Origin of the sequence: Streptomyces sp. A3M-1-3 (assembly GCF_024213665.1) — a bacterium.
Classification (GTDB): Bacteria; Actinomycetota; Actinomycetes; order Streptomycetales; family Streptomycetaceae; genus Streptomyces.
Genome location: NZ_JANAVP010000003.1, coordinates 132,137 through 158,688, shown reverse-complemented (window position 1 = coordinate 158,688; position 26,552 = coordinate 132,137). Strand labels below are relative to the sequence as shown.

The following is a 26,552-nucleotide window of genomic DNA, read 5'->3' as shown; positions in this document are numbered from 1 at the left end:
ATGCGCCCATGACATCAAATCTGACGCGTCGTCATCTTCTGGGCCTGGGCGCCCTGCAGACGGCGGCCGCGCTCGGTCTCACCCGTATCGGTCTCTCCCCGGCAGCCGCCGCGGAGCCCGCGGCGACAGCCGCTGCTCAGGCGGCCGCCGCCGACTACGCCCCCGCCGTCGTGGTCGGGTCCGGCTACGGCGCCGCCGTCGCCGCGCTCCGCCTCGGCGAAGCCGGCATCCGTACGCTCGTCCTCGAGATGGGCCGACTCTGGGACACCCCGGCCGCCGACGGAAAGATCTTCTGCGGCACCTCGGCACCCGACGGGCGCTCCATGTGGTTCCGCACCCGCACCGAGGCCCCGCTCGCCACCTTCCTCTGGCTGGACGTCGTCAACAAGGACGTCAGTCCCTACCCCGGTGTCCTGGACCGGGTCCGGTACAGCGGCATGTCCGTGTTCGTCGGCCGGGGCGTCGGCGGCGGATCGCTGGTCAACGGCGGTATGGCGGTGACCCCGCCGCGTACGCACTTCTCCGAGGTACTCCCGCAGGTCGACGCCGCCGAGATGTACGACACGTACTTCCCACGCGCCCACCGGATGCTCGGTGTCAACACCGTCGATCCGGCCTGGTTCGAGTCCACCGAGTGGTACCGCTTCTCCCGGATCTCCCGGAAACACGCCCAGAAGGCGGGTCTGAAGACGGTCTTCGTACCCAACGTCTACGACTTCGGGTACATGCAACGGGAAGCCGCCGGCCAGGCCACCAGGTCCGCCCTCGCGGGCGAGGTCATCTACGGCAACAACCACGGCAAGCGCAGCCTCGACAAGACCTACCTCGCGGCCGCGCTCGGCACCGGCAACGTCACCATCGAGACCATGCACCGGGCCAGAGCAGTCCGCAGACAGCCGGACGGTACGTACGTCCTCACCGTCGACCGCACCGATGTCACCGGGCGGGTCGTCGAGACCAGGGAGATCGGCTGCCGGCAGCTCTTCCTCGGAGCCGGGAGCCTCGGCACCACCGAACTCCTGCTGCGCGCCCGCGAGACCGGCACCCTGCCGGACATCAGTACGCGGGTCGGCACCGGCTGGGGCCACAACGGCAACGTGATGACCGCCCGGGCCAACCACCTCTGGGACACCGTCGGCGCGAACCAGTCGACCATGCCCGCCCTCGGCATCGACGACTGGGCCAACCCCACGAACCCGGTCTTCGCGGAGATCGCGCCGCTGCCGACCGGGCTCGAACACTGGATCAGCCTCTACCTGGCGATCACCAAGAACCCGGAGCGCGGCACCTTCTCGTACGACGCCGCCACCGACTCCGTGCGGCTCAACTGGACCCGGGACCAGAACCAGCCCTCGGTCGCCGCCGCCAAGTGCCTCTTCGACCGCATCAACAAGGCCAACGTGACGATCTACCGCTCCGACCTGTTCGGCGGCAACAAGAGCTTCGCCGACGACTTCACGTACCACCCGCTGGGTGGCTGCGTGCTCGGTGACGCGACCGACAACTACGGCCGGGCGAAGGGGTATTCCGGCCTCTATGTCACCGACGGCTCACTGATCCCCGGCTCGGTCGGGGTCAATCCGTTCGTCACGATCACCGCTCTCGCGGAACGGAACATGGCCCGGATCCTGTCGGAGGATCACGCGGTGCAGACCACGCGGTGTAGATCACGCGGTGCAGGTCACGCGGTGTAGATCGCCTCGATCTCGTTCGCGAAGTCCTTCGCCACCACATTGCGCTTGAGCTTCAGCGACGGCGTGAGGTGACCCGACTCCTCCGTGAACTGGGAGGGCAGAATGCGGAATTTCCGCACCGATTCCGCCTTGGAGACGGCGGCGTTGCCGTCCTCAATGGCCGACTGCACGGCGGCCAGCAGATCCGCGTCGTCGCGCAGCGAAGCCGCCGACGAACCGGCCGGCTTGCCGTGCTCCGCGGCCCACCGGCCCAGGAACTCCTCGTCGATGGTGACCAGCGCGCCGACGAACGGCCGCCCGTCGCCCACCACCATGCACTCCGCGACCAGCGCATGCGCGCGGATGCGGTCCTCGATCACCGCGGGGGCGACGTTCTTGCCGCCCGCGGTGACGATGATCTCCTTCTTGCGGCCGGTGATCGCGAGGTAGCCGTCCTCGTCGAGCGTGCCGATGTCACCGGTGTGGAACCAGCCGTCGGCCAGCGCCTCGGCGGTGGCCGCCTCGTTGTTCCAGTAGCCCTGGAAGACGTGCTCGCCGTGCACCAGCACCTCGCCGTCGTCCGCGATCCGCACCACGGAACCGGGCAGCGGCTGGCCGACCGTACCGATCTTCTGCCGGTCCCAGGGGTTGAACGCGGTGGCCGCGCAGGTCTCCGTCAGGCCGTACCCCTCCAGCACCGTGAGGCCGATGCCGCTGAAGAAGTGGCCCAGCCGCTCGCCCATCGGGGCGCCACCGGAGATCGCGTACTCGCAGCGGCCGCCGAGCACCGCGCGGAGCTTGCCGTAGACCAGCTTGTCGAAGGCCTTGTGCTTGATCCTGAGCCCGAAGGACGGGCCGCCCGGGGTGGCGCGCGCCCGGCTGTACGCGATGGCCGTGTCGGCCGCCTTGTCGAAGATCTTGCCCTTGCCGTCGGCCTGCGCTTTGGCGCGCGCCGAGTTGTAGACCTTCTCGAAGACGCGGGGTACGCCGAGGATCAGCGTCGGCCGGAAGGAGGCCAGCTCGTCGGTGAGGTTCTTGATGTCCGAGACCGTGCCCAGCCTGACCGGCGCCAGCACGGAACCGACCTCGACCAGCCGCCCGAAGACGTGTGCGGCCGGGAGGAAGAGCAGGACGGAGCTTTCGCCGGTGTTGAAGAGCGGCCTCAGCCGCTCCACCACGTTGCCGCACTCCGCGAAGAAGTTGCGGTGGGTGAGCACACAGCCCTTGGGCTTACCGGTGGTGCCCGAGGTGTAGACGATGGTGGCGATGTCGTCGGCCTTGGCGGCCGAACTGCGCTCGTCCACCGTCTCTTCCGAGACCTCCGCGCCCGCGGTACGGAGCTCGTCGACGGCGTCCTTGTCGATCTGCCAGACCTGCTTGAGGGCGGGCAGGTGGTCGCGTACGGACTCGACGGCCGCGGAGTGCGCGCCGGCCTCGACCATGACGCCGACCGCGCCCGAGTCGCCCAGGATCCACTGGACCTGCTCGGGCGAACTCGTCTCGTACACCGGGACGGTGACCGCGCCCGCGCTCCAGATCGCGAAGTCGGTCAGCACCCATTCGTAGCTGGTACGGGAGATGAGACCGACCCGGTCGCCCGGCTGCACGCCGGAGGCGATCAGCCCCTTGGCCACGGCCCGCACCTCGGCGAGGAACTCGGTCGCGGTGAGATCGGTCCACACGCCTTCGACCTTGCGGCTCATGACCGCCACGTCGGGATGCTGAGCGGCATTGCGGCGGATCAGATCCGTCAGGTTGCCGTCCGAAGGGACCTCGTACAGGGCCGGAAGGCTGAACTCGCGCAAGACTGCTGCTCCTCTGGGCGCCATCGCCACGATTGGACTGCCCGGACGTTACCCATCGGTAGTGGGTTCCGGATAGGGGGTTCCGGCCAGATGTTCCATGCGTCACACGACATGGCGGTACCTGGCGCAGAGTAGTCCACCCTTCACACAACCCGGAAGTAACCGCAGGTCCGGCAGCGTCTACCATGCGCGCGCGGGTCGTCCTAGGGTGATCGTCATGCCAGGCACACGAGTCCATGTGGTGAGCGACGTACACGGGAACGCGGCGGATCTCGCCAGAGCGGGGGAGGGCGCCGACGCCCTCATCTGCCTCGGTGACCTCGTGCTCTTCCTCGACTACGCGGACCACTCACGCGGCATCTTCCCCGACCTGTTCGGCGTCGAGAACGCCGATCTCATCGTGGAACTGCGCACCGCCCAGCGCTACGAGGAGGCCCGCGCGTTCGGCGCCCGCCTCTGGGCGGGCCTGGACCGGAACGCCGCGATCGAGGCGGCCGTGCGCAAGCAGTACGCCGAGCTGTTCGCAGCGTTCCCCACGCCGACGTACGCGACCTACGGCAACGTCGACATCCCCACCCTCTGGCCGGAGTACGCCGGCCCGGGCACCACCGTGCTCGACGGCGAGCGCGTCGAGATCGGCGGCCGGGTCTTCGGCTTCGTCGGCGGCGGACTGCGCACCCCGATGCGGACCCCGTACGAGGTCGGCGACGAGGAGTACGCGGCCAAGATCGAGGCGCTCGGGGAGGTGGACGTGCTGTGCTCGCACATCCCGCCGGACGTTCCCGAGCTCTGCTACGACACGGTGGCGCGGCGGTTCGAGCGCGGCAGCCGGGCGTTGCTGGCCGCCATCCACCGGGTGCGGCCGCGGTACGCCCTCTTCGGGCACGTGCACCAGCCGCTGGCGCAGCGGCTGCGGATCGGCGCCACCGAGTGCGTGAACGTTGGTCACTTCGCGTCCACCGGGCGGCCCTGGGCCATGGAGTGGTGACCTGACGTGTGACCCGGAGTGGTGAACAGTGCAGCTCGCGATAGCCTTCACGCGGCAGGCGGCACGTACGCCTGGCCCACTCCCTCACCGGACCGCACTGGAGGAGCCACAGCGATGGCGGAGCACACCAGCTCGAGCATCACGATCGAGGCGGCACCGGCCGACGTCATGGGCGTGATCGCCGACTTCGCCCGTTACCCGGAGTGGACGGGCGAGGTGAAGGAGGCCGAGGTCCTCTCCACCGACCCCAAGGGCCGCGCCGAGCAGGTCCGGCTGCTGCTGGACGCCGGTGCGATCAAGGACGACCACACGCTCGCGTACACCTGGACCGGCGAGAACGAGGTCAGCTGGACGCTGGTCAAGTCGCAGATGCTGCGGGCGCTCGACGGTTCGTACAGCCTCGTACCGGCGGGCGGCGGCGACCGCACCGAGGTCACCTACCAGCTGACCGTCGACGTCAAGATCCCGATGCTCGGCATGATCAAGCGCAAGGCGGAGAAGGTCATCATCGACCGCGCGCTGGCCGGCCTGAAGAAGCGCGTCGAGAGCGGCCCGGCCGCCTGATGCGTACGGTCCTCGTCACCGGCCCCGGCGGCGCGGGTCGCACCACCGTCGCGGCGGCGACCGCGGTCACCGCCGCGCGCGCCGGCCGGCGGGTGCTGCTCCTGTCCACGGACCGGGGCGACACCCTCGGGGCCCTGCTCGGCACGCCGCTCGGTGACGAACCGACCGAGGCGGCCCCCGGCCTCTGGGCCGCGCGGATCGACTCGGCCACGGACTGCCGTACGGAACTGCTGGCCCTGCAGGAGCGCAGCTCGGCCGCACTGAACCTCCTCGGCGCGAACCGCCTCGACGCGGAGGAGCTGACAGAACTCCCGGGCGCGGAACAGTTCGCACTGCTACGCACCTTGCGCGCCCTGCACGAGGGCACTGACGGCCGATGGTCCGCCCCCGCGGCCCCGCACGCGGGAACCGACGCCCCGGACCTGCCGTCCGGCTCCGGCGTAGCACGCGAGGGAGCCGACGGTCCGGACCCGTGGCCCGGCTCCGCCGCCCTGCGCGGGGGAACCGACGCCCCGGACCTGCCGTCCGGCTCCGGCGTAGCACGCGAGGGAGCCGACGGTCAGGAGTCCGGCCCGGCCGCCCCGCATGGGGGCGCCGACGGCGGGGAGCGATCCCGCACCGCTGCTCTGCACGGGGGCGCTGACAGCCAGGACCAGCGGTCCGGCTCGGCTGCCCTGGACGAGGCCATCGACGGTCCCAGCCAGGGGTCCCGCGCCGGCGCCCCGCGCGGGGGCGCCGACGGGGCGGGGCCCGGGCCCGGCTCGTCTTCGCCGCGTGGATGGCGCTCGGCAAACGGGGCCGCCGCGCCGCAACCCGGTGGCGGTGCCTCAGCGGACCCGCAGGCCCGGGCCGGGTGGGATCTCGTCGTGGTGGACATGCCTCCGACTCCGCAGGCCATCGCCGCCCTCGCGCTGCCCGAGCAGCTGCGCCGCTACCTCCGGCGGCTCGTGCCCGCCGAGCGGCAGGCCGCGCGGGCGCTGCGGCCCGTGCTGGCCCAGCTCGCCGGCGTACCCATGCCCGCGCAGTGGCTGTACGCGACCGCCGCCCGCTGGGAGGCCGAGCTCGCCGGCGCCCAGGCCGCGGTCGAGTCGCCGGACACGACGGTCCGGCTGGTCCTCGAACCGGGGCCGGCCGCGGCGGAGACCCTGCGTACCGCGAGGACCGGGCTCGCCCTCTACGGCCGCACCGCCGACGTGGTCGTTGCCAACCGGCTGCTGCCCACCGGGTCCACCGACCCGTGGCTCGCGGCCGCCTCCGCCGGGCAGCAGGAGCATCTCAAGCAGCTGACCGACGAGTTCCCCGCCGTACGGGAGCTGCCGCACCTCGGCCGTGCGCCGCGCTCCCTCGACGACCTCGCCGGCCTGGACCTGCCCGTCGGCGCCGGCCGCGACGCAGGGCCGGGCTGGACCATCGAAGACCGCCTTGCCGAGGACAACGTCCTCGTCTGGCACCTGCCGCTGCCCGGCGCCACCCGCGACGAGCTCGATCTCGTCCGCCGCGGCGACGAACTCGTCCTCACCGTCGGCGCGTTCCGCCGCATCGTCACCCTGCCGTCCGCGCTGCGCCGCTGCACCGTCTCCGGGGCCGGCCTGCGCGACAGCGAGCTGCGCATCCGCTTCACGCCCGACCCGGCGCTGTGGCCGCGGACACGATGAACGCCGTACCTCCGTTCAGGTACCTTCGGTTGTAACCCGTTTGTTCTCCCGCAGGAGCCCGCCATGAGCGAAGCCACCGATCGCCCCGTCGACGCCGATGCCGACGCGTGGGCCAAGGCATGCGCCGAGGATCTCGCCGCGGAGAAGGCCCGTCGCCGCGGCCGGCAGGGCCCGCCGCCCGGCACGGCCGCCGAGGAGCTGCGCAAGCTCGTCGACGCGGTCGCCGACAAGGTCGCCTCGCTCCAGTCGCCGCTGCTGGGCTCGGCCGCGCAGGGCGCCGTACAGCAGCTGATCAGCCAGGCGAAGTCCGCCGTCGAGCCGGTCATCGAGCGGAACCCCGACGTCTTCGACCACCTCGCCGCGGCCGGTTCCGAGCTTCTCGCCGCGTACCGGTCCGCCGTCGAGTCGCAGGAGCGCCGCTGGTCGCAGGGCCCGAAGGGCGAGGGTCCCGGGCCGGCCGAGCACATCGACCTCGACTGACGTGCCGTCCCCCTCGGGTACGGTTGGCCATAGCGGGGCTCGACCGAATACTGAGGGACACATGGGACTCACCATCGGCGTCGATATCGGCGGCACGAAGATCGCGGCGGGCGTGGTCGACGAAGAGGGCACCATCCTGGACACGTACAAGGTGCCCACCCCGCCGACCGCCGACGGCGTCATCGACGCGATCTGCACGGCGGTGTCCGAGGTCAGCGGCGGATACGACATCGAAGCCGTCGGCATCGGCGCGGCCGGATACGTCGACGACAAGCGCGCCACCGTGCTCTTCGCCCCGAACGTCAACTGGCGTCACGAGCCGCTCAAGGACAAGGTCGAGCAGCGCGTCGGCCTGCCCGTCGTCGTCGAGAACGACGCGAACGCGGCCGCCTGGGGCGAGTACCGCTTCGGCGCAGGCCAGGGCCACGAGGACGTCATCTGCATCACCCTCGGCACCGGCCTCGGCGGCGGCATCATCATCGGCAACAAGCTGCGCCGGGGACGCTTCGGTGTGGCCGCGGAATTCGGCCACATCCGGGTCGTGCCAGACGGCCTGCTGTGCGGCTGCGGCAACCAGGGCTGCTGGGAGCAGTACGCGTCGGGGCGCGCTCTCGTCCGGTACGCGAAGCAGCGCGCCAACGCGACCCCCGAGAACGCCACGATCCTGCTCTCCCTCGGCGACGGCACGGTCGAGGGCATCGAGGGCAAGCACGTCAGCGCGGCCGCCCGCCAGGGCTGCCCGGTGGCCGTCGACTCGTTCCGTGAGCTGGCGCGCTGGGCGGGCGCGGGCCTGGCCGACCTGGCCTCGCTCTTCGACCCCTCGGCGTTCATCGTCGGCGGCGGCGTCTCGGACGAGGGCGAGCTGGTCCTCGACCCGATCCGCAAGTCGTTCCGGCGCTGGCTGATCGGCGGCCAGTGGCGCCCGCACGCACAGGTTCTGGCCGCCCAACTGGGCGGCAGGGCAGGCTTGGTGGGCGCGGCGGACCTGGCCCGCCAGGGCTGACGCCAAGGCGGACGCCAAGGCGGACGCCAAGGCGGACGCCAAGGCCGGCGCCAAGGCCGGCGCGGGCTCACGCCGGGGCCGATACGTACGTACGACCGTGCCCGCCGCGCCCTCTGGGGCCGCGGCGGGCACTGGCATATCTTGAGCCGCATGGCGACGAACGCGCTGCCCGACTCCCGTACCGAGCCCGACGGTTCGTCCGTGATCCGGGTCCTCAGCTACAACATCCGCTCAATGCGCGACGACCGGGAAGCCCTGGCCCGGGTGATCAGCGCGTGCGCGCCCGACCTGGTCTTCGTACAGGAGGCACCGCGGTTCTTCCGGTGGCGCAAGCACGCGGCCTGGCTGGCGGCCCACACCGATCTGGTGGTGCTGTCCGGCGGTGCCACCGCTGCCGGGCCGCTGCTGCTGTGCTCGCTGCGGGCCACGGTGGAACGCACCGAGGACGTGCTGCTGCCCCGGACCCCCGGCCTGCACCAGCGGGGCTTCGCCACCGCGGTGGTACGGATCGGGGGCACCCGGCTCGGGCTGGTCAGCTGCCATCTGAGCCTGCAGACCGATGAGCGCTTCGCGCAGGCCGGGCTGCTGCTGGACCGCCTCAAGGCGATGGACGTCCCGCACGCGATCGCGGCCGGCGACCTGAACGAGCGCCCCGGCGGCCGGTCGTTCCGCCGGGTGGCGGCGGAACTCCAGGACTGCTGGACGGCCAAGCCGTGGGGCGGCGAGTACACCTCGACACCCGGCGACCCGCACCAGCGCATTGACGCGATCTTCGCGACCAGGGGGATCGAAGTGCTGGGCTGCGGCGTGCCGTTGGACCTACCGGGGATCAGCATGGCCGACCTGGCGGCGGCCACCGACCACCTCCCGGTCCTGGCCGCCCTCCGCGTACCCGCCGCCTGAGCGAAGGATCAGACGACCGCTCCGCGACCCGGGTCGTCGTCCTCCTCGTCGTCGTGCTGCATACGGGCGACGAGCGTCGCGAAGCCGCCCAGGAAGCCGCCGATGCCGAGCGTGGTCAGCCACCACGTCATGTTCCAGCCCAGCAGAACCGCCAGGAGCAGCAGCAGCGGACCGCCCACCACCGCGAGCCAGGCGAACTTGGCCGTCGTGTCGGCGGGCGGCAGCGGCGGCGGCTCCGGCGGTACGAAGTGGCCCTCGTCGCTCTCGTCGAGGTCGTCGTCCTCGGGCTCGGCCAGCTCGTGGTCGCGCGGGCCGGGGCCGACCCCGGGCGCGAACACGACCGAACTGCCCAGCGGCTTGTCGGCGGCCGGCTCGGGGGACTTCCTGCCCGGCTCGGTGCTGTCGGTGCTGTTGAGGTCGCCCTCCGGGAGGGCGAGGTCCTCGATCGACTTGAACGGCTTCGCACCCGGCGGATCCGGCGGCTCCTGGCCGTAACCGGCGACGATCGCCGCCCAGGCCGCGTCCTCGTCGATCGGCGCACCGCCTTCGGCGGCCCCGGCGCCGGCCTCCCCGGCGGGGGTCACCTGCGGTTCCCGGTCGTCCTCACGGCTGTCGCCGCGGTCCGCGTCCTGTTCAGCCACCGGTGGCCGTCCCTCCTCTTACCTCCGGCAGGGGCGACCCCACCTCGCCGGCGCTCGGAGCGAGCCGGCCGATGAATGCGAAACTGTCCTCGAAGATGCGCTCCGCATCATGGTCCAACGTCGCGACGTGGTAGCTCTGTTCCAGGATCGTCTCGGTGACGTCGGTCGAGGAGACGCGGCTCAGGATCCGGGCGGAGTCGGCGGCCGGGACCACATGGTCCTGGGGACTGTGCAGCAGCAGCATCGGCTGCGTGACCTGGGGCAGTTCGGTGTCGACGATGCGGAAGAAGTTGCGTACGGAGTGGGCGGCGTGCAGCGGCACCCGGTCGTAGCCGACCTCCTCGATGCCGTCCTTCGCGATGTCGCTCCGCAGGCCCTTCGTCGTCCGTACGAGATGACGGGCGACCGGCAGCGCGTACGCCGAGAGGCCGTGCACCTTGTTCGCCGGGTTGACGACGACGATGCCGCTGATCGCGTCGCCGTGCTTCGCGGCGAGCCGCAGCGTGAGCGCCCCGCCCATCGACAGGCCGAAGACGAAGACCCGGCGGCACCGCTCCAGCAGGGCGCGCAACTCGCGGTCCACCTCCGCGTACCAGTCCTGCCAGCCCGTGACCTGCATGTCTTCCCAGCGGGTGCCGTGCCCGGGCAGCAGCGGCAGGGATACCGTCATCCCCCGCGCGGCCAGATGGTCGGCCCAGGGACGCAGCGACTGCGGGGAACCGGTGAAGCCGTGGCAGAGGAGGACACCGACCTCACCGCCCTCGTGACGGAACGGCTCAGCTCCAGGGAGGACCGGCACCGGGGACTCCTGTTCGTAAGGGTCGGACGAGGGGTCGTTCGAAGGGGTCGAACGAGGGTCGGGCGATGCGTCGTACGAGGGGTGCGCCATGTGTACTTCACCGTACGCGACCGGACTGACACCGACCAGGGCCGACGGCCCGCTGTGAGCGAGAGCGCAGCCGTGGCACGGGTTAAGGTCTGTTCGACAGACACAGGAAGGCACTCGAGTTGATCTACGGCGCAATGAAGTTCTCCATCGGAGGGTCACTGAAGCTCGCCTTCAGGCCGTGGGTGGAGGGCCTCGAGAACATCCCCGCCGAGGGGCCGGCGATCCTCGCGAGCAACCATCTGTCCTTCTCGGACTCCTTCTTCCTGCCCGCGGTCCTCGACCGCAAGGTCACTTTCATCGCCAAGGCCGAATACTTCACCTCGCCCGGCGTGAAGGGGAAGCTCACGGCCGCGTTCTTCAAGGGCGTCGGCCAGCTGCCCGTGGACCGCTCCGGTGCGCGCGGCGCGGGCGAGGCGGCGATCAAGGCCGGTATAGACGTCATCGAGGGCGGCGGGCTCTTCGGCATCTACCCGGAGGGCACCCGCTCGCCCGACGGCCGCCTGTACCGCGGCAAGCCGGGCGGCCTGGCGCGCGTGGCGCTGGCCACCGGCGCGCCCGTGATCCCGGTCGCGATGATCGACACCGAGAAGATCCAGCCGCCCGGCAAGGTGGTCCCCAAACTGATGCGCCCGGGGATCCGGATCGGCAAGCCGCTGGACTTCAGCCGCTATCACGGCATGGACGGCGACCGGTTCATCCTGCGTTCGGTGACCGACGAGGTCATGTACGAGATCATGAAGCTTTCCGGCCAGGAGTACGTCGACATCTACGCGACGGCGGCCAAGCGGCAGATCGCCGAGGCGGCGAAGCGGCGGGCCGAGGACGAGAAGGCGGAGAAGGCGGAACGGGCCGGCAGTTAGCCGCGTGCGTCCAGGGGGTCCAGGGGTGGGGAACATGGCGAAGCGCGAGCGCGTGGTGCGTATGTCGGTGGAGCAGCCGCTGTGGCGCGCCCTGACCGGGTACCGCCTGCTGACGATGGTTTACGCGGTGCTGCTCTTCGTGTTCGCCCGCGACAATTTCGAGCGCCCCTGGGTGGCCATCGGCTTCCTCGGCTTCCTCGTGGTCTGGACGCTGGCGACGCTGCCCAAGGTGGCGAACGCCAGGAGCTGCACCAGGCGCTTCCTCGTCGTCGACCTCACGGTCGCGCTCACCGGCATCCTGCTCACGCCGCTCGCCGACGCGCACGCGCAGCAGTTCGACGGCCCCACCCTGCCGACGATATGGACGGCGGGCTCGGTCCTCGCGTACGCGATCAAGGGCGGCTGGCGCTGGGCGGGCTTCGCGTCCTCCATCGTCGCCGTCGCCAACATCGTCGAGCGCGGCCGGCCCAGCGCGGACACCTTCCACAACGTCCTGCTGGTCTGGGTCGCGTCCATCGCCATCGGTTACGTCGTCGAGGTCGCCCGCGCCAGTGAGGCCACCCTCGCCCGCGCGCTTGAGATCGAGGCCACGACGCGTGAACGGGAGCGGCTGGCCCGCGACATCCACGACAGCGTGCTCCAGGTGCTGGCCATGGTGCAGCGGCGCGGTACCGCGCTGGGCGGCGAGGCCGCGGAGCTGGGACGGATGGCGGGGGAGCAGGAGGTCGCCCTGCGCACGCTGGTCTCCAGCGGCCTGGTGCCGACCACGTACGCGTCGGAGGACGCCTCCCGGGGTGCGGTGGTCCGTGCCGTCGACGCGGACGACGAGGAGGCCGGCGACCGGGCCTGCGATCTGCGCGTGCTCCTCGCTCCGCACGCCGGATCCCGGGTGTGCTTCTCGGAGCCGGGGGCTCCGGTACTGCTGACGCCCGCCGCCGCGAAGGAGCTGGCCGCGGCTGTCAGTGCCGCCCTGGACAATGTCCGCAGACATGCCGGCGAGGGCGCCCAGGCCTGGATCCTGGTCGAGGACGAGCCGGACGTGGTGATCGTGACCGTACGGGACGACGGGCCCGGCATCCCGGCGGGCCGGCTCGCGCAGGCCGAGGGGGAGGGGCGCCTCGGCGTCGCCCAGTCGATCCGCGGGCGGTTGCGGGACCTGGGCGGGACCGCCGAGCTGGTGTCGGTCCCGGGTCAGGGCACAGAAGTCGAGTTGAAGGTTCCACGGGGGAAGGCAGCAGGATGAGCGAGCAGCAGACGACGCAGACGACGATCAAGGTGATGGTGGTCGACGACCACCCGATGTGGCGGGACGCGGTGGCCCGCGACCTGGCCGCCGCCGGGTGCGATGTGGTCGCCACGGCGGGCGACGGCCCGCAGGCGGTCCGCCGGGCCAGGGCCGCGGCCCCCGATGTGCTGGTGCTGGACCTGAATCTGCCCGGGATGCCGGGCGTGCAGGTGTGCAAGGAGCTGGTCGGCGCCAACCCGGCGTTGCGCGTCCTCGTCCTCTCCGCCAGCGGTGAGCACGCGGACGTGCTGGAGGCGGTGAAGTCCGGCGCCACCGGCTATCTGCTGAAGTCCGCCAGCACGGAGGAACTCATCGACGCGGTCCGGCGCACGGCTGTCGGCGACCCGGTGTTCACCCCCGGCCTCGCGGGCCTGGTGCTCGGCGAGTACCGCCGGCTCGCCTCCGACCCCGCGCCCGTCGCCCCGGACGAGCCGAAGGCCCCGCAGCTCACCGAGCGCGAGACGGAGGTGCTGCGGCTGGTGGCCAAGGGGCTGTCGTACAAGCAGGTCGCCGAGCGCCTGTTCATCTCGCACCGCACCGTGCAGAACCACGTGCAGAACACCCTCGGCAAGCTGCAGTTGCACAACCGCGTGGAGCTGGTGCGGTACGCGATAGAGCGCGGGCTGGACGACGCGTAGTCCCCGTAAGGGTGAACGCAGATTTCCAACTCCCGGTACATCCATGGGAATTGTCTCTCCTCCCATCCCGGAGTGACCTGGCTCACCATTAGCGTGGCCGTCACAAGGGCCAATGCGGCGAAGGGAGAATTCCATGCGGGTCGGAGTGCTGACCGGGGGCGGCGACTGCCCCGGGCTGAACGCGGTGATCCGAGGCGTCGTCCGCAAGGGCGTCCAGGAGTACGGGTACGACTTCGTCGGCTTTCGGGACGGCTGGCGCGGGCCCCTCGAAGGCGACATGATTCCGCTCGACATCCCTGCGGTGCGCGGCATTCTGCCGCGCGGCGGAACCATCCTCGGCTCCTCGCGCACCAACCCCCTGAAGCAGGAGAACGGCGTCCGCCTGATCAGGGAGAACCTCGCCAAGCAGGAGGTCGACGCGCTGATCGCGGTCGGCGGCGAGGACACCCTCGGGGTGGCGGCGCGGCTCTCCGACGAGTACGGCGTCAACTGCGTCGGCGTGCCGAAGACCATTGACAACGACCTGTCGGCCACGGACTACACTTTCGGCTTCGACACGGCCGTGGGCATCGCCACCGAGGCCATCGACCGCCTGCACACCACGGCTGAGTCGCACATGCGGGTGCTCGTGGTGGAGGTGATGGGCCGTCATGCCGGCTGGATCGCCCTGCACTCGGGGCTGGCCGGCGGAGCCAACGTCATCCTCATCCCGGAGCAGCGCTTCGACGTCGACCAGGTGTGTGCGTGGGTCACCTCCCGGTTCAAGGCGAGTTACGCGCCGATCGTCGTGGTCGCGGAGGGCGCGATGCCGAAGGACGGGGAGATGGTCCTCAAGGACGGCACGCTCGACTCGTTCGGCCACGTCCGGCTGTCGGGTGTGGGCGAGTGGCTGGCCAAGGAGATCGAGAAGCGGACGGGCAAGGAGGCCCGCACCACGGTCCTGGGCCACGTCCAGCGCGGCGGAACCCCAAGCGCGTTCGACCGCTGGCTGGCCACGCGCTTCGGTCTGCACGCGATCGAGGCGGTACGGGACGGAGACTTCGGCAAGATGGTCGCCCTGCGAGGCACGGACATCGTGCGAGTCCCGATCGCGGAGGCAACAGCAAAGCTGAAGACGGTGGACCCGGAGCTGTACACGGAAGTGGGCGTGTTCTTCGGCTGACGGGACGCGGTCGCCCGGGAGGGCCGGCCCCGGCTCGGCGGCCGCAGGCCGGTGGGTGTTGGCCGGGTCGGACGTGTCCGGGGGTGGGTGGTTCGGGGATGGGGGCCGCCCGGTTGTCGATGATGGCGGCTGCGGGCCGGGCGTCAAGGGCGCTCCTGCGTCGCGTCGCTGCGCGATGGCCTTCGGCCCCCCTTGACCCCCGACCCTCCGCCGCTGACTGATGAGTGGGGGGCGGCCCCCGGGGCGGGGCCCGGGGACAGCTGGAGCCCCTCTTGCGGTCCGCGCCCGGCCGCAGGCCGGTGGGTGCTTGCGGGCGCGGCAGGTCCGGGACGGGCCCGGCCTCGGCTCAACGGCCGCAGGCCGGTGGGCGGTTACGGGCGCGGTCGGCCCGAGACGGGCCCGGCTCGGTATAGCGGCCGCAGCCCGGTGGGCGGGGCGCGATCCGTCCGGGACGGGGGCCCGTCACGGTATAGCGGCCGCAGGCCGGTGAGGGTCCAGGCACGCGACAGCTCCGGGGATGAGCCCGTCACGGTATAGCGGCCGCAGGCCGGTGGGCGGCGGGCCGCGCGGCAGCTTCGGGGGTGCTCCGTTCCCGGATCAGCGGCCGACGGCGGTCTGTTCGTCTGCCACTACGGCCAATCCGAGGTGAGACGCCACCAAGCGACCGGAGGAGCCCCGAGCAGCCTCATAAACCCCGGCAAATCGGACGGCATTGTGGTCCTGAAGACACCCGACCACGACTAACGTCGCCATACCTCGGCTCCACCGGCCTGACGGCCGCCAAGCCGGGGCCGGCCCATATCGGGGTGACCGCGCCCTGTAACCACCCACCGGCCTGCGGCCGCTGAGCCAAGTTGGGCCCCCTCCCAAGTGACGGCGCAAACACCCACCGGCCTGCGGCCGCTGAGCCGGGGCCGGGCCCATCCCGGACCTGCCGCGCCCGTAACCGCCCACCGGCCTGCGGCCGCTATACCGTGACGGGCCCCATGCCGGACCGTCCGCGCCCGTAACCGCCCACCGGCCTGCGGGCGGCAGCGGACCGGGACCAACGGCCGGTCTGCCCCGGGCCCCGCCCCGGGGGCCGCCCCCCACTCATCAGTCAGCGGCGGAGGGTCGGGGGTCAAGGGGGGCCGAAGGCCATCGCGCAGCGACGCGACGCAGGAGCGCCCTTGACGCCCGGCCCGCAGCCGCCATCATCGACAACCGGGCGGCCCCCATCCCCGAACCACCCACCCCCGGACACGTCCGACCCGGCCAACACCCACCGGCCTGGCGGTCGCCGAGCCCGGCCCAAGCCATCCCGGGCCGACCGCGTCCCCGCAGCCATCCACCGGCCTGCGGCCGGGCGCCGGCCTTGGGGGCCCACCGGCCTCACCGCGCAACACCCACCCACCGGCCTGCGGCCGGCGGCGGACCGTGACCAACAACCGGGCCGCCCCCATCCCCGAACGACTCGCTACTGGCCCCGGCCAACCATCCCCTGCCCGGCGACCCCTCGCGCCGGCGGCTGCGCAGCGGCCGGGCTTGTGACCGATGCCAGCAGCTCGGCCACGAGCGCCGCGCCGCGCAACGTCAGTACCGACTCCGGGTGGAACTGCACGCCCGCGAAGCCGTGCGCCCCGCGCAGCGCATGCACCTCGCCCGTCACGGCGTCGCAGCTGACCTCGACGCCGTGCCGGGCCAGCTCGGCCGCGCTCTCCGCGTCGCAGTTCGCCGCGAACGTGTTGTAGAAGCCGACGACTTCCTCGCGTCCGAAGAGGTCGATCACCATCTGCGCCCCCTGCGCGGGCTGGGCCTTCCGCAGGATGGGAAGGCCCAGCTCCGCCGCCATCAGCTCGTGCCCCAGGCACACATCCAGCAACCCGTGCCGGTGATCGCGCAGCAGTTCCGCCGCCAGCCCGCGCAGCAACCGCATCTTGGGGTCCGACGCGTCACCCGGATCGCCCGGGCCGGGCCCGAGTACCACCGGGCCGACGTGGCGCAGCGCGACCTCCCACAGCCCCGGCTCGTCGTACCGCCGTACCGTCACCTCCAGCCCGGTCGAGCGCAGCACATGCGCCAGCATCGCGGTGAACGTGTCCTCCCCGTCGATCACCAGCGCGTGCCCGCTCAGCTCGGCGGCCCGCGACTGCATCCGCAGCCAGAACGGGCGCCAGATCCGCCCGCCGGGCGTCCAGCGCGGCCCGCACCCGCGGGTCGTCGGCGAGCCGCGGGCGTACCGCCTCGCCCTCCGGCCGCCCGGCCCGTACGCCGAGGGCGGCCAGCACGCCCGCCGCCTTGGCGTGCGTCTCCGCGACCTCGCTCGCCGGGTCGGAGTGGCGTACGAGCGTCGCCCCGACCGGCCCGCCGGGTCGATGTTCGCAGTACGGATCAGGATCGGTGAGTCCAGGGTCAACAGTCGTCCGTTGGACCGCGACGTGTACCAATCTTGATGGCAAAGTTTCGGGCGAGTCTACTCTCCCAGTGCATGAAACAGACAAGAATTTGATGAGGCTCCTTAGCCCCCAATCAACTGGAAGTAATCTCGATTGGCTGGGGGAGCCGCTGCTGGTATTTGTTAATCGCCGTTCAATACTGCGTCTCTCCCGGCCTTCGACCCGACTGCTATCAGCAGGCTAGACTTTCCCGCCCTGAGCTCGGCCGAGATGGACCCCTTACTGACAGGAGTGGAAAGCGCTTCCCCAGGTGAATATTCGACTACCATCGAATTTTTTCCACAATGCAATGCTATCCATGACGTTGGAGTGCTGGATCCCGAAGCGGTAGAAGTGTAGTACGGGCCGCCCGGGAATGGTGAAGTCCCGTCAGACGAGCTGGCTGGCCATTTGTTAGAGAAGGCTTCAGGCGCATCCTCATCATTCGGCCCAGCGACAACAACTCCACATTTCCCCTGGCCAATGAAAACGGCCACCCGCTGCGCGCCAACCCGAACCTCACCCACTGCCTTTCCCGGTAGAGGGAAGTGGGGGTCCCCCTCTGGGAACGAGATTCCATCCAGTTGGGTCTCAGGTAGCTCATTTAGGGAGGCAGTGCGGTTCCCAGTGGGGGAGGCGGGGCGCCCTTCTCCCCCACTGGTGCATCCAGTCAGAACAAACGAAAGGGAGACCGCGATAGTCAGTGCCCTTGTAGAACGCCCCATCGGTGATCCCCTTCAGTTCAACATGCCTTGTGCTTAGTACCCTTGATTGAAGCATACCCCGATAGGCTTCAGGGTGGAGCCGCTCTTAATCTTGCGGTCAACCATGTATGCGTCCCAAGTGTAGTAGTTGTAGAGAGGGTACGCCTTTATGTAACCGAATTTCCCCTTCGGTACCTCCAGACGGCTCTGATTTTCGACGGTGTATTTCTTTGTAACGTCGAATCCCATGGTGGCGCTAACCGCTCCTGCAGTGACGCCCCCGCCCTTGGTCCACGTCACCTCGACGGCCTTCGAAATCGTCAATACCAGCGTGGCCTTCCCCTGACCGCTTGTCGCCTGAATCACGCTGGTACCGCAGACCTCCCCCAGGTCCCTCTTGTTTTTTACCTTCATGATCGCCTTGGGTGTCACGAAAGAACTGGGAGCAGGTGTCGGGCTGGTTTCGGCGTTGCGCTTTACGATCATGTCCGCACCGGGCTTAATGAAGCCTTCCGGTGTCCCCTGATCGTCCTGTACCTGCTTTTGATTGGATGCTGTAATTGATGTCGCCGAGGCGACCCCCGAACCGAGGATTGCGCATGCCAATGTGCCGGCGAGCAGGCTAAGCGTGGTGGTCTGATTCACGATTCCCCATCCCGTTTTCTGCTCCTGCTTCTGCAGAGAGGAGCAAGTGACATCACGTTATCTATGCTCACTGCGCGCATGCAAGGAAGCGGTGATTCTTTGAGCGTAATTTGAGGTAGGAACTCCATGAAGACGGAGTCGAGAATGCTGTCGCTTCTGGGTGCGTCGCTCGCGGCGTACGGCACAAAGAGCTGGTGCGACAACGGTTCGCCGATCGATGGCGTACCTACGTGCCCGGACCCTTGGCGGTTTAGTTGCCTATTGAATTGAAAGACCAGCGTCCCCTACTGGCTCAGGCGTATGGCAAAGGCCGCGGGTGCGGTCCCCTGACCCTCTGCGCCCCACTCGCGTCCCGCCCGATCAGGGCGAGCGCCCCCGCGTAGTAGCCGCGACCGCCGACCTCGTGCCGCTCGATCACCCGGCACGCGTTCTGCACAGGTGACCCGGTGACGGTTGCCGCAAACATCGTCTCCCTCAGCACCTCCCGTACGTCCAGGGACGAACGCCCCCGCAACTCGTACTCCGTATGCGCGAGATGGGACATCTCCTTCAGCCGCGGCCCGACCACGACCCCGCCCATGTCCCCGACCGTGCACATCATCTTGAGTTCCTCGTCGACGACCATGGAGAGCTCCTCGGTCTCCTTGCGGTCCCCGAGAAACTCCAGCAGCGAGTCGGCGGTCGGCCCGCCGTCCGGATATCTGTACGTCCCGCTGATCGGGTTCATCACGACCGTCCCGCCGGACATCCGCACATGCACCTCGGGGCTCGCCCCGACCAGCGTGCGGTCCCCGGTGTGTACGACATACGTCCAGTACGCGCCCCGCTCCCCGGCCAGCAGTCGCCGGAAGAGCGCCAGCGCGTCGGCCCGTCCGAAGCCCGGGATCTGACCCTCGAACGTTCTTCGGATGACGAAGTTCGCGCCCTCGCCCTGCCCGATCTCGTCCCGGATCACCCGCTCGACGATCCCGGCGTACTCGTCGTCGGCCACGTCGAACGCCCCGCCCTCGACTCGTACGTCGTGCGCCGGCAGGGCGTCCAGCACGTCTGCGAGCGGCAGCTCGTACGACTCCTCCGCGACGAGCACGCTCAGCGGCGTCCCGTCGTCGCGCACGTCGAACCCGCGCTCCCTGATCTGCCGGAAGGGTACGAGGGCGAGTGTTCCGAGGCCGCCGACGGGGATGTCCGCGAGCCGCGCCACCTCGCGCACCCCGCCGACCAGCACCTCCACGGTGTCGTGGTCCCGCCCGGGCGTCCGGCGGCGGAGCAGCGCGAAGGGCGGGCAGTCGTCGTTCAGCAGTCTGCTGATGAGCATCTGTGGTGTTCCTTCGAGAGTGGGAGGAACGGCCCGTGACATGCAGAAAGGCCGCCCCTCGGGGCGGCCTTCGCGTCAGTTCAGCGTGTACGCGCGATCAGTGGGCCGCCGGATGAGCGGTCCACCACCAGTTCTGGGTCGTCTGCGCGAACATGCGACGACCTTAGCCGATCCCGCCGGGATCATGTGTGCCCGTCCGCGATGACCGCCCTGCGCGGTCCTTGCATCACTAACCGTTGAGCAGGTCCGCGAGCATGACGCCAGACATTGCCACCACGAAGACGATCCTCACCAGGATCAGCCCGTTGGCGGCGCCCCTCACGATGCTGTTACGCCTAAGTCTCAGCAACCACGAGACCGCCAGCGAGCCGAGCACGGCGAAGGCCATGACCGCGATTTGGTCGTATCCCTCTGGTTGCTCCGGAGCGCTGTGGTCCAAGTCGTACGACTCCATGTACATGGCCACAGCGAGGAGGAGCCAGCACATCATCGCCACGGCTGTTACGGCCGTCTCGAGCCAGGCAACGAGGAGGAGTGCTCGCGCACGACGCTCGGGCCGTGCGGTGGAACTCATCGACCCGCAGGACATGCGTACGAACCTCGCTCAAGAGACGTGCGGAATGCTGGATCCCGGCAGCCGGACACATGATGGACGCGCAGAGTGCCCCGGCCCTCATCGACGCCGTGCTCGCCTTCCTCAGCGGAGCTGCGATGCGGCGCCCGTGACGAAGGTGGCGAATGCGGAGGGAGAGACGGTGAGGACGGGCCCGTCGGGCCGCTTGGAGTCGCGGATCGCGACGGCGTCGTCGAGCGGCGCGACCTCGACGCACTCGCCGCCCTTGTCGTCGCTGTAGCTGGACTTACGCCACTGGACGTCGACCGGGCTCTGGCTGCTGCTCATAGCGTTCCTCCATCACGCGGTGGATCAGTTCTGCCGAGTCCTCGGGGGAGAGAGCGGCAGCTCGCAGGAGATCGTAACGGAGCCAACGCGCCTTGACTTCCTTGCTGTTGACAACCGCCCAGCCGCCGTCCTCGTACCCTTCCGAGTACGCCACATCCGCCTGGTCGTCGAACGAGAAAATGGTGAATGAGCCTGTCATTCCCGCATGCGCCCCGGCCGTGAAGGGCAGCACCTGGATTTGCACGTTCTCGCAGCTCCGAAAACTCAACAGATGCTCCAGTTGCGTCCGCATCACGGCCTTGCCGCCGATCTCCTGATGCAGCACCGCCTCGGCCAGTACAACCCACAGCATCGGTGGGTCCACCCGCTTGAGGATCTCCTGCCGCGCTAGCCGGGCCTCGACCTTGGTGTCCAAGCCCTCCGGACGCATCACGCCGAGCACGGCCCGTGCGTAACCGTCGGTCTGCAACAGTCCGTGCACCACGGTTGCCTGGAACACGAGGATCTTGTCGACCGTCGCCTCCAGCTGCGCGATCCTCTGGTACCACCCCGGCAACCGGCTCCGGCGTGCCAGCTCCCACACCCGCACCACCCCCCCATCCGCCCCCAGCGCCCCGTCCAACCGTGGGATGTGCTCGTCCTTGGGCGTCTTCGTGGCCGTCTCGATCTGGCCGATCATCGAGCCCGTCAGGAAGACGATCTTCCCCAGCTGGTCCAGCGTGAGCCCCGCCGCGTCCCGCAGGCGCCGTAACTCGGCTCCGAAGTAGTGGAGCGGCGACGCCCCGGGGTCGAGTGGCTTGATGTTGGCCATGGGAGCCCCCTCGTTCAAGGAACGTCACTCCGGCGGGAGTTGGTTTCACGCCATAGCTCAGCGTAGTCGTCGCACTACAGGCTTGTGATGTGAATCTCATTTACGGGCCCACCGAGTACCCACCCCGCCAGTACCGCATCACCCTCACCGTCGGCGACCACTCGCCCACCCACCTCCGCCGCGTCGTCCGCGCGTACCTGCGGCTCTGGAACATGGCGGAGCTCACGGACGCCGCCGAGCTCGCGCTCACCGAGCTGCTCACGAACGTGATCCGGCACGTCCCGGACCGGCGGTGCACCACGTATGTGCTGCGGCGCGACTCAGGGGTCCGGGTCGAGGTCCACGACGGTGACCCCGCCCTCCCCACCGCGCGCAGCGCAGACGCGTGGGACGAGGGCGGCCGGGGGCTGGCGCTGCTGGCGGCCGTGACCGACGTCTGGGACGTCGAGCCGGACCCGGTGGGCGGCGGGAAGTGCGTGTGGTTCGAGCTCAAGCAGTAGTCACGAAGTGATCCGTTTGTCTCATTCTTTGGGCGAAGGGGTGGACACGCCGAGCGACCCCGTAATGTTGACCAGGTGACCGTGAACGCTAAGACCACCCCTACCGGTGGCAACACCTGGCGAGACCTTCCCGCGGCGCAGCAGCCTGAGTACCCCGATGCCGAGGCTCTGCGCGATGTGATCGCGGACCTCGAGTCGTATCCGCCGCTCGTCTTCGCGGGCGAATGCGACCAGCTGCGCGCCCGACTGGGAGCCGTCGCCAAGGGCGAGGCGTTCCTGCTCCAGGGTGGCGACTGCGCCGAGGCCTTCGACGGCGTGTCGGCCGACCACATCCGTAACAAGCTCAAGACCCTGCTCCAGATGGGCGCGGTCCTCACGTACGCGGCATCCGTGCCCGTCGTGAAGGTGGGGCGGATCGCCGGCCAGTACAGCAAGCCGCGCTCCAAGCCCACCGAGACCCGTGACGGGGTCACTCTGCCCACCTACCGGGGCGACTCCGTCAACGGCTTCGACTTCACCGAGAAGGCCCGGATCCCGGACCCCGAGCGGCTGAAGCGGATGTACAACGCGTCCGCCGCGACGCTCAACCTGGTCCGCGCCTTCACCACCGGCGGTTACGCCGACCTGCGCCAGGTGCATGCCTGGAACCAGGACTTCGTGAAGTCGTCCCCGTCCGGGCAGCGCTACGAGCAGCTCGCGCGCGAGATCGACAACGCGCTGAACTTCATGAAGGCCGCGGGCACCGACCCGGCGGAGTTCCGTACCGTCGAGTTCTACTCCTCCCACGAGGCTCTGCTCCTCGACTACGAGTCGGCGCTCACCCGCGTCGACTCGCGGACCGGCAGCCTGTACGACGTGTCAGGCCACATGGTCTGGATCGGTGAGCGCACCCGCCAGCTGGACGGGGCGCACATCGAGTTCGCGTCGAAGATCCGGAACCCGATCGGGATCAAGCTCGGCCCGACGACCACGGTCGACGAGGCGCTGCAGTACATCGACAAGCTCGACCCGGAGCGCGAGCCCGGCCGGCTGACCTTCATCGTCCGCATGGGCGCCGACAAGGTCCGGGACAAGCTTCCGGAGCTGGTCGAGAAGGTCACGGCGTCCGGCGCCCAGGTGGCGTGGGTGACCGACCCGATGCACGGCAACACCTTTGAGGCGGCTTCGGGCCACAAGACCCGCCGATTCGACGACGTGCTCGACGAGGTCAAGGGCTTCTTCGAGGTCCACAAGGGCCTCGGCACCCACCCCGGTGGCATCCACGTTGAGCTGACCGGCGACGACGTCACGGAGTGCGTGGGCGGCGGCGACGAGATCTTCGTCGACGACCTGCACCAGCGCTACGAGACGGCCTGCGACCCGCGGCTCAACCGCAGCCAGTCGCTGGACCTGGCGTTCCTGGTGGCGGAGATGTACCGCGACCAGTAGTGACGGATCAATGACGGTGGGGCGCGGATCGATGTGATCCGCGCCCCACCGTCGTTTCCCGGACTTTTGTGCGGCGGACTCGGCGGGTAAGGTTAGGTTAGCCTCACCGATTATCGGGAAAGGCGCCAGCAATCGATCCCGCCGGGAGGTGAACCGCGTGTACGTCTGCTCGTGCTTCGGCATCACCGAGAAGCAGGTCAAGGAACACGCGGAAGCCGGTGCGTGCACCCCCCGTCAGATCGCGTCGGTCTCCAAGGCCGGCACGGACTGTGGATCGTGCGTACGCCGCATTCAGGGCATTCTCGGCCGCGGTGTATGCCCCCGTCGGGAGCTGCTCGACCAGGGCGACCCCGTCGGCGTACTGGCCGCGGACGCTGCGCTCGCCCCCGAGGCCGCGCTGAACGAGGCCGCCTAGCCCGTCACGCCTGGCCCGTCACGCCTGGCCCGTCACGCCTGGCCCGTCACGCCTGGCCCGTCACGCCTGGCCCCCGCCACGCCTCAGCCCTCCGGCTGCTCGATCAGCTGGGCGAGGTAGAGCGCCTCTCCAAGCTTCTCGACCAGCTCCAGCTGGGTGTCGAGATAGTCGATGTGGTGCTCCTCGTCCGCGAGGATGCTCTCGAAGATGTTCGCGGACGTGATGTCGCCTTTGGCGCGCATGACCTCGATGCCGCGCCGCAGCCGGTCGATCGCCTCGACCTCGACCTGGCGGTCCGCCTCGAACATCTCCTTGACGGTCTGCCCGATACGCACATGGAAGAGCCGCTGGTAGTTCGGCAGGCCCTCGAGGAAGAGGATGCGGTCGGTCAGCACCTCCGCGTGCTTCATCTCGTCGAACGACTCGGCCCGCGTGTACTTCGCGAGCTTCGTCCAGCCGAAGTTCTCCTGCATCTTCGCGTGTAGGAAGTACTGGTTGATCGCAGTCAGCTCGGCGGTCAGCTGCTCATTGAGAAACTCGATGACCTCGGGGTCGCCCTGCATCGCAGCGGCTCCTTCCAGACGTGTAACTGGGCAGGTTGCCGCGAATCCTTGCACCGCGACCCTGGGTAGTCCAGTAAGTGCATGCTTAGTAGGAGTTGCCCGAATCGGCCCAGACCTGGTCAGGACCACCCTGTCCGGTCTGTCACCATGGAGTCATGGGTCAGCCGGAAAGCCGCGAATCGGAGCAGCAGGAGCTTCCGCCGGGGCAGCGGTTGCAGCGTGGCTGGCCGGTCACCCACTACGGGCCCGTCCCCAAGTTCAAGCCGGACCGCTGGGAGTTCAGGGTTTTCGGCGCCACGGCCGACGGCGAGAAACACTGCTGGAACCACGAGGAGTTCTCGGCCCTGCCGTTCTCCTCGGTCGTCGCCGATCTGCACTGCGTGACGAAATTCAGCATGCTCGGAGCCGAATGGGGTGGTGTCCTCGCCCGTACGGTCCTGGAGCTCGCGCCGCCCGCCGACAACGTCACCCACGTCATGGTCTGGGCCGAGTACGGCTTCAGCTCGAATCTCCGGCTTGCGGACTTCAGCGCCGAGCGGACCGTCTTCGCCACCCACAAGGGCGGTGAGGTGCTGACCGCGGAGCACGGTTTTCCGCTGCGGCTCGTCGTTCCGCATCTGTATGCCTGGAAGGGGCCCAAGTGGGTCCGCGGCATCGAGTACATGACGGCGGACCGCCGCGGCTTCTGGGAGGAGCGCGGCTATCACAACGTCGGCGACCCCTGGCGCGAGCAGCGCTACTCGTACCAGGAGGAGCCGGGGGACGGCCCCGAGCTCTGACGCTCGGGACCGGGAGCCGCCCGACCGCCCTCAGTGGTGGTACTGGTGGACCACCGCGTGGCCCTTGCCGCGGCCGATCATCCACTTGTTGACGGGTGTCGTGATCAGGAAGGCGGCGAACAGGGCGAAGGCGAGCACGCCCCAGAACATCGCGTCGGAGAGATGGGCGTCCATGGCGCCCGGCCACAGGGCGAGCACCCCGTTGTCGATCAGCTCCATGACGGCGATGGAGAGGGTGTCGGCGGCGAGGGCCACGCGGATGGCCGTCCTGAAGTCGACGCCGGCCTTGAGGATGCCGCGCAGGGTGAGCGCGTAACCGAAGAAGAAGGCCAGGACGATCGCGAGGATCATCGTCTGCATGTTGCCCCAGCCGAGGGCTGTGCCGATCACCATGCCGAGCACCTCGCCGATGGCGCAGCCGGTGAGGCAGTGCAGCGTGGCCTTCGTCGCCATGGACCAGCTGACCTTGGAGTGGCCGCCCGCGTGGCCGCCCGCATGGCCGGCGTGGTCGTGGTGAGCGTGGCGGTGCTCGTCGTGCACGTGCTGCGTATGGGCGTCGCGCTGCATCAGAAGGCCCCCAAAGCCAGGTAGCGGTTCCTGTCCACAGACAGAACCGTATACCCCCCTAGGGTATTCCTCAATGGCATTGGCCGATCTTCAGAACGCGCGCAGCTCCTTCAGTCGGGCCACATCGGCCGCGTGGCCCTCCTTGCCGCCCGGGGTCTCGATGATCAGCGGCACGCCCTCGGTCGCCGGGTGCGAGAACAGCTCCCGGAACGGCTCCTCGCCTATGTGACCTGCGCCGATGTTCTCGTGCCTGTCCTTGTGCGCGCCGGTCACGTCTTTGGAGTCATTGGCGTGGATCAGCCCCAGCCGCCCTTCGCCGACCGTGTCGACCAGCAGGTCGAGCGTCTGCTTCATCCCGCCCGGCTCCGCCAGATCGTGTCCCGCGGCGAAGACGTGGCAGGTGTCGAGGCAGACGCCCAGCTTGGGGTGGGAGTCCAGTGCCTCGAAGTACGGCCCGAAGTCCCAGGTGCGCGAGCAGAGGGAGAAGCCCTGGCCCGCCGTCGACTCCAGCAGCAGCTGGGGGTCATGGTCGTGTGTCAGTTCGTCGAGCAGCGGCAGCAGGTGCCTGCGTACCTGCGCGAGCGCCTCGGCGCGGGGGCGGCCTCCGGTCGCCGACCCGGTGTGGACGACGACACCGAGCGCACCGATCTCCCGGCCGCGGCGCAGCGAATGGCGCAGCGATTCCACGGACTTCTCCACCGTGGCCTCGGTGTGCGAGCCGAAGTTGATGAGATACGGCGCGTGGACGTACGCCGGTATGCCCTCGGTGGCGCATACCGCCCGGAACTGCGCGTCCTGAGCGGGGTTTCCGGTCGGTGTCGCCCAGCCGCGCGGGTTGGCGACGAAGACCTGCACGGTCTCCGCGCCCATCTCACGGGCGTACGCGAGACCGGTCGAGGCGAGGCCCCCGGCCACCGGAACATGCCCGCCGACGGGATTGCGCACGTCGGGATTGAACATGTGT

At 69.6% G+C, this 26,552-nt stretch carries 25 protein-coding genes and 4 pseudogenes; 16 read left to right on the top strand and 13 right to left on the bottom strand.

The annotated features are described in order from the left end of the window. Positions 1-8 precede the first annotated feature (8 nt). Positions 9-1,694, top strand: a complete 1,686-nt coding sequence (locus NLX86_RS04405; protein WP_254370237.1) for a GMC oxidoreductase — start codon at positions 9-11, stop codon at positions 1,692-1,694. Here the strand turns inward: NLX86_RS04405 and NLX86_RS04400 are convergent. After that, positions 1,682-3,478, bottom strand: coding sequence for a long-chain fatty acid--CoA ligase (locus NLX86_RS04400; protein ID WP_254370236.1), 1,797 nt, complete (start codon positions 3,476-3,478; stop codon positions 1,682-1,684). The genes NLX86_RS04405 and NLX86_RS04400 overlap by 13 nt on opposite strands. A gap of 238 nt (positions 3,479-3,716) precedes the next feature. Between NLX86_RS04400 and NLX86_RS04395 the strand changes: the two genes are divergently transcribed. The 7 genes and pseudogenes from NLX86_RS04395 (at position 3,717) to NLX86_RS04365 (ending at position 9,071) form a co-directional block, all read left to right on the top strand. Beyond that, positions 3,717-4,466 carry a metallophosphoesterase gene (locus NLX86_RS04395; protein WP_254370404.1) on the top strand — a complete coding sequence of 250 codons (750 nt, stop codon included), beginning with the start codon at positions 3,717-3,719 and terminating at the stop codon, positions 4,464-4,466. A gap of 114 nt (positions 4,467-4,580) precedes the next feature. Next, a complete protein-coding gene (locus tag NLX86_RS04390; RefSeq protein ID WP_254370235.1) occupies positions 4,581-5,030 on the top strand; it encodes an SRPBCC family protein in 450 nt (149 codons plus the stop codon). Continuing rightward, positions 5,030-5,368 (top strand): annotated as a pseudogene (locus NLX86_RS04385) (ArsA-related P-loop ATPase); the annotation flags it as partial. The gene NLX86_RS04390 and the pseudogene NLX86_RS04385, both read left to right, overlap by 1 nt. A gap of 516 nt (positions 5,369-5,884) precedes the next feature. Next, a pseudogene (locus NLX86_RS04380) lies at positions 5,885-6,685 on the top strand (ArsA family ATPase); the annotation flags it as partial. A 63-nt stretch (positions 6,686-6,748) separates the two neighbouring features. Beyond that, positions 6,749-7,165 carry a DUF5304 domain-containing protein gene (locus NLX86_RS04375; RefSeq protein WP_254370234.1) on the top strand — a complete coding sequence of 139 codons (417 nt, stop codon included), beginning with the start codon at positions 6,749-6,751 and terminating at the stop codon, positions 7,163-7,165. 61 nt (positions 7,166-7,226) lie between these two features. Next, entirely contained in the window at positions 7,227-8,168 is a 942-nt protein-coding gene (locus NLX86_RS04370; RefSeq protein ID WP_254370233.1) for an ROK family glucokinase, read from the top strand. Between the two features lie 150 nt (positions 8,169-8,318). Beyond that, a complete protein-coding gene (locus NLX86_RS04365; protein ID WP_254370232.1) occupies positions 8,319-9,071 on the top strand; it encodes an endonuclease/exonuclease/phosphatase family protein in 753 nt (250 codons plus the stop codon). Between the two features lie 8 nt (positions 9,072-9,079). Here the strand turns inward: NLX86_RS04365 and NLX86_RS04360 are convergent, their stop codons facing one another. Both NLX86_RS04360 and NLX86_RS04355 read right to left on the bottom strand, forming a co-directional pair. Continuing rightward, positions 9,080-9,712 carry a hypothetical protein gene (locus tag NLX86_RS04360; protein WP_254370231.1) on the bottom strand — a complete coding sequence of 211 codons (633 nt, stop codon included), beginning with the start codon at positions 9,710-9,712 and terminating at the stop codon, positions 9,080-9,082. After that, positions 9,705-10,511, bottom strand: a complete 807-nt coding sequence (locus NLX86_RS04355; protein ID WP_254370230.1) for an alpha/beta fold hydrolase — start codon at positions 10,509-10,511, stop codon at positions 9,705-9,707. Before NLX86_RS04355 ends, NLX86_RS04360 begins: the two co-directional genes overlap by 8 nt. A gap of 209 nt (positions 10,512-10,720) precedes the next feature. Here NLX86_RS04355 and NLX86_RS04350 point away from each other — a divergent pair, with 209 nt between their 5' ends. The 4 genes from NLX86_RS04350 (at position 10,721) to NLX86_RS04335 (ending at position 14,546) form a co-directional block, all read left to right on the top strand. Next, the gene (locus NLX86_RS04350; protein WP_254370229.1) at positions 10,721-11,461 is read left to right on the top strand and encodes a 1-acyl-sn-glycerol-3-phosphate acyltransferase; all 741 of its coding nucleotides are present in this window, start codon (positions 10,721-10,723) and stop codon (positions 11,459-11,461) included. Between the two features lie 34 nt (positions 11,462-11,495). Further along, positions 11,496-12,704, top strand: a complete 1,209-nt coding sequence (gene macS, locus NLX86_RS04345) for a MacS family sensor histidine kinase (protein ID WP_254370228.1) — start codon at positions 11,496-11,498, stop codon at positions 12,702-12,704. After that, entirely contained in the window at positions 12,701-13,384 is a 684-nt protein-coding gene (locus NLX86_RS04340) for a response regulator transcription factor (RefSeq protein ID WP_254370227.1), read from the top strand. The genes macS and NLX86_RS04340 overlap by 4 nt, the downstream gene beginning before the upstream one ends. Before the next feature lie 133 nt (positions 13,385-13,517). After that, complete coding sequence (locus tag NLX86_RS04335) at positions 13,518-14,546, top strand: 6-phosphofructokinase (protein WP_254370226.1); 1,029 nt, start codon at positions 13,518-13,520, stop codon at positions 14,544-14,546. Between the two features lie 1,456 nt (positions 14,547-16,002). Here the strand turns inward: NLX86_RS04335 and NLX86_RS04330 are convergent. The 7 genes and pseudogenes from NLX86_RS04330 to NLX86_RS04305 all read right to left on the bottom strand — a co-directional run. Then, positions 16,003-16,938: pseudogene (locus NLX86_RS04330) on the bottom strand (anthranilate synthase family protein); the annotation flags it as partial. Between the two features lie 780 nt (positions 16,939-17,718). Beyond that, a complete protein-coding gene (locus NLX86_RS04325) occupies positions 17,719-18,309 on the bottom strand; it encodes a hypothetical protein (RefSeq protein WP_254370225.1) in 591 nt (196 codons plus the stop codon). Between the two features lie 319 nt (positions 18,310-18,628). Further along, positions 18,629-19,624: pseudogene (locus tag NLX86_RS04320) on the bottom strand (chorismate-binding protein); the annotation flags it as partial. A 97-nt stretch (positions 19,625-19,721) separates the two neighbouring features. Continuing rightward, positions 19,722-19,778, bottom strand: coding sequence for a trp operon leader peptide (locus NLX86_RS34955; RefSeq protein WP_078513512.1), 57 nt, complete (start codon positions 19,776-19,778; stop codon positions 19,722-19,724). Positions 19,779-19,853: 75 nt separating this feature from the next. Next, positions 19,854-20,198 (bottom strand): hypothetical protein, encoded by a 345-nt coding sequence (locus NLX86_RS04315; protein ID WP_254370224.1) that lies wholly within the window; start codon positions 20,196-20,198, stop codon positions 19,854-19,856. Between the two features lie 123 nt (positions 20,199-20,321). Further along, positions 20,322-20,525, bottom strand: a complete 204-nt coding sequence (locus tag NLX86_RS04310) for a DUF397 domain-containing protein (protein WP_254370223.1) — start codon at positions 20,523-20,525, stop codon at positions 20,322-20,324. Continuing rightward, positions 20,485-21,336 (bottom strand): helix-turn-helix transcriptional regulator, encoded by an 852-nt coding sequence (locus NLX86_RS04305; protein ID WP_254370222.1) that lies wholly within the window; start codon positions 21,334-21,336, stop codon positions 20,485-20,487. The genes NLX86_RS04310 and NLX86_RS04305 overlap by 41 nt, the downstream gene beginning before the upstream one ends. An 89-nt stretch (positions 21,337-21,425) precedes the next feature. On the opposite strand from NLX86_RS04305, the gene NLX86_RS04300 reads away from it, so the two are divergent. From NLX86_RS04300 to NLX86_RS04290, 3 genes are all read left to right on the top strand, one after another. Continuing rightward, positions 21,426-21,836 (top strand): ATP-binding protein, encoded by a 411-nt coding sequence (locus NLX86_RS04300; RefSeq protein ID WP_254370221.1) that lies wholly within the window; start codon positions 21,426-21,428, stop codon positions 21,834-21,836. 75 nt (positions 21,837-21,911) lie between these two features. Then, positions 21,912-23,264, top strand: a complete 1,353-nt coding sequence (locus NLX86_RS04295; RefSeq protein WP_254370220.1) for a class II 3-deoxy-7-phosphoheptulonate synthase — start codon at positions 21,912-21,914, stop codon at positions 23,262-23,264. Between the two features lie 148 nt (positions 23,265-23,412). After that, positions 23,413-23,679: a (2Fe-2S)-binding protein gene (locus tag NLX86_RS04290; RefSeq protein ID WP_254370219.1), complete on the top strand. Its 267-nt coding sequence runs from the start codon at positions 23,413-23,415 to the stop codon at positions 23,677-23,679. 83 nt (positions 23,680-23,762) lie between these two features. On the opposite strand, the gene bfr is transcribed toward NLX86_RS04290, so the two are convergent. Further along, positions 23,763-24,242 (bottom strand): bacterioferritin, encoded by a 480-nt coding sequence (bfr, locus tag NLX86_RS04285; protein WP_254370218.1) that lies wholly within the window; start codon positions 24,240-24,242, stop codon positions 23,763-23,765. Positions 24,243-24,397: 155 nt separating this feature from the next. Between bfr and NLX86_RS04280 the strand changes: the two genes are divergently transcribed. Continuing rightward, positions 24,398-25,021 (top strand): sulfite oxidase-like oxidoreductase, encoded by a 624-nt coding sequence (locus NLX86_RS04280; protein WP_254370217.1) that lies wholly within the window; start codon positions 24,398-24,400, stop codon positions 25,019-25,021. Positions 25,022-25,051: 30 nt separating this feature from the next. Here NLX86_RS04280 and NLX86_RS04275 read toward each other — a convergent pair whose 3' ends face one another. Together NLX86_RS04275 and NLX86_RS04270 are read right to left on the bottom strand one after the other, a co-directional pair. After that, positions 25,052-25,588 (bottom strand): DUF4396 domain-containing protein, encoded by a 537-nt coding sequence (locus NLX86_RS04275; RefSeq protein ID WP_254370216.1) that lies wholly within the window; start codon positions 25,586-25,588, stop codon positions 25,052-25,054. Between the two features lie 90 nt (positions 25,589-25,678). Continuing rightward, a complete protein-coding gene (locus NLX86_RS04270) occupies positions 25,679-26,548 on the bottom strand; it encodes a deoxyribonuclease IV (protein WP_254370215.1) in 870 nt (289 codons plus the stop codon). Between the last annotated feature and the right edge of the window lie 4 nt (positions 26,549-26,552).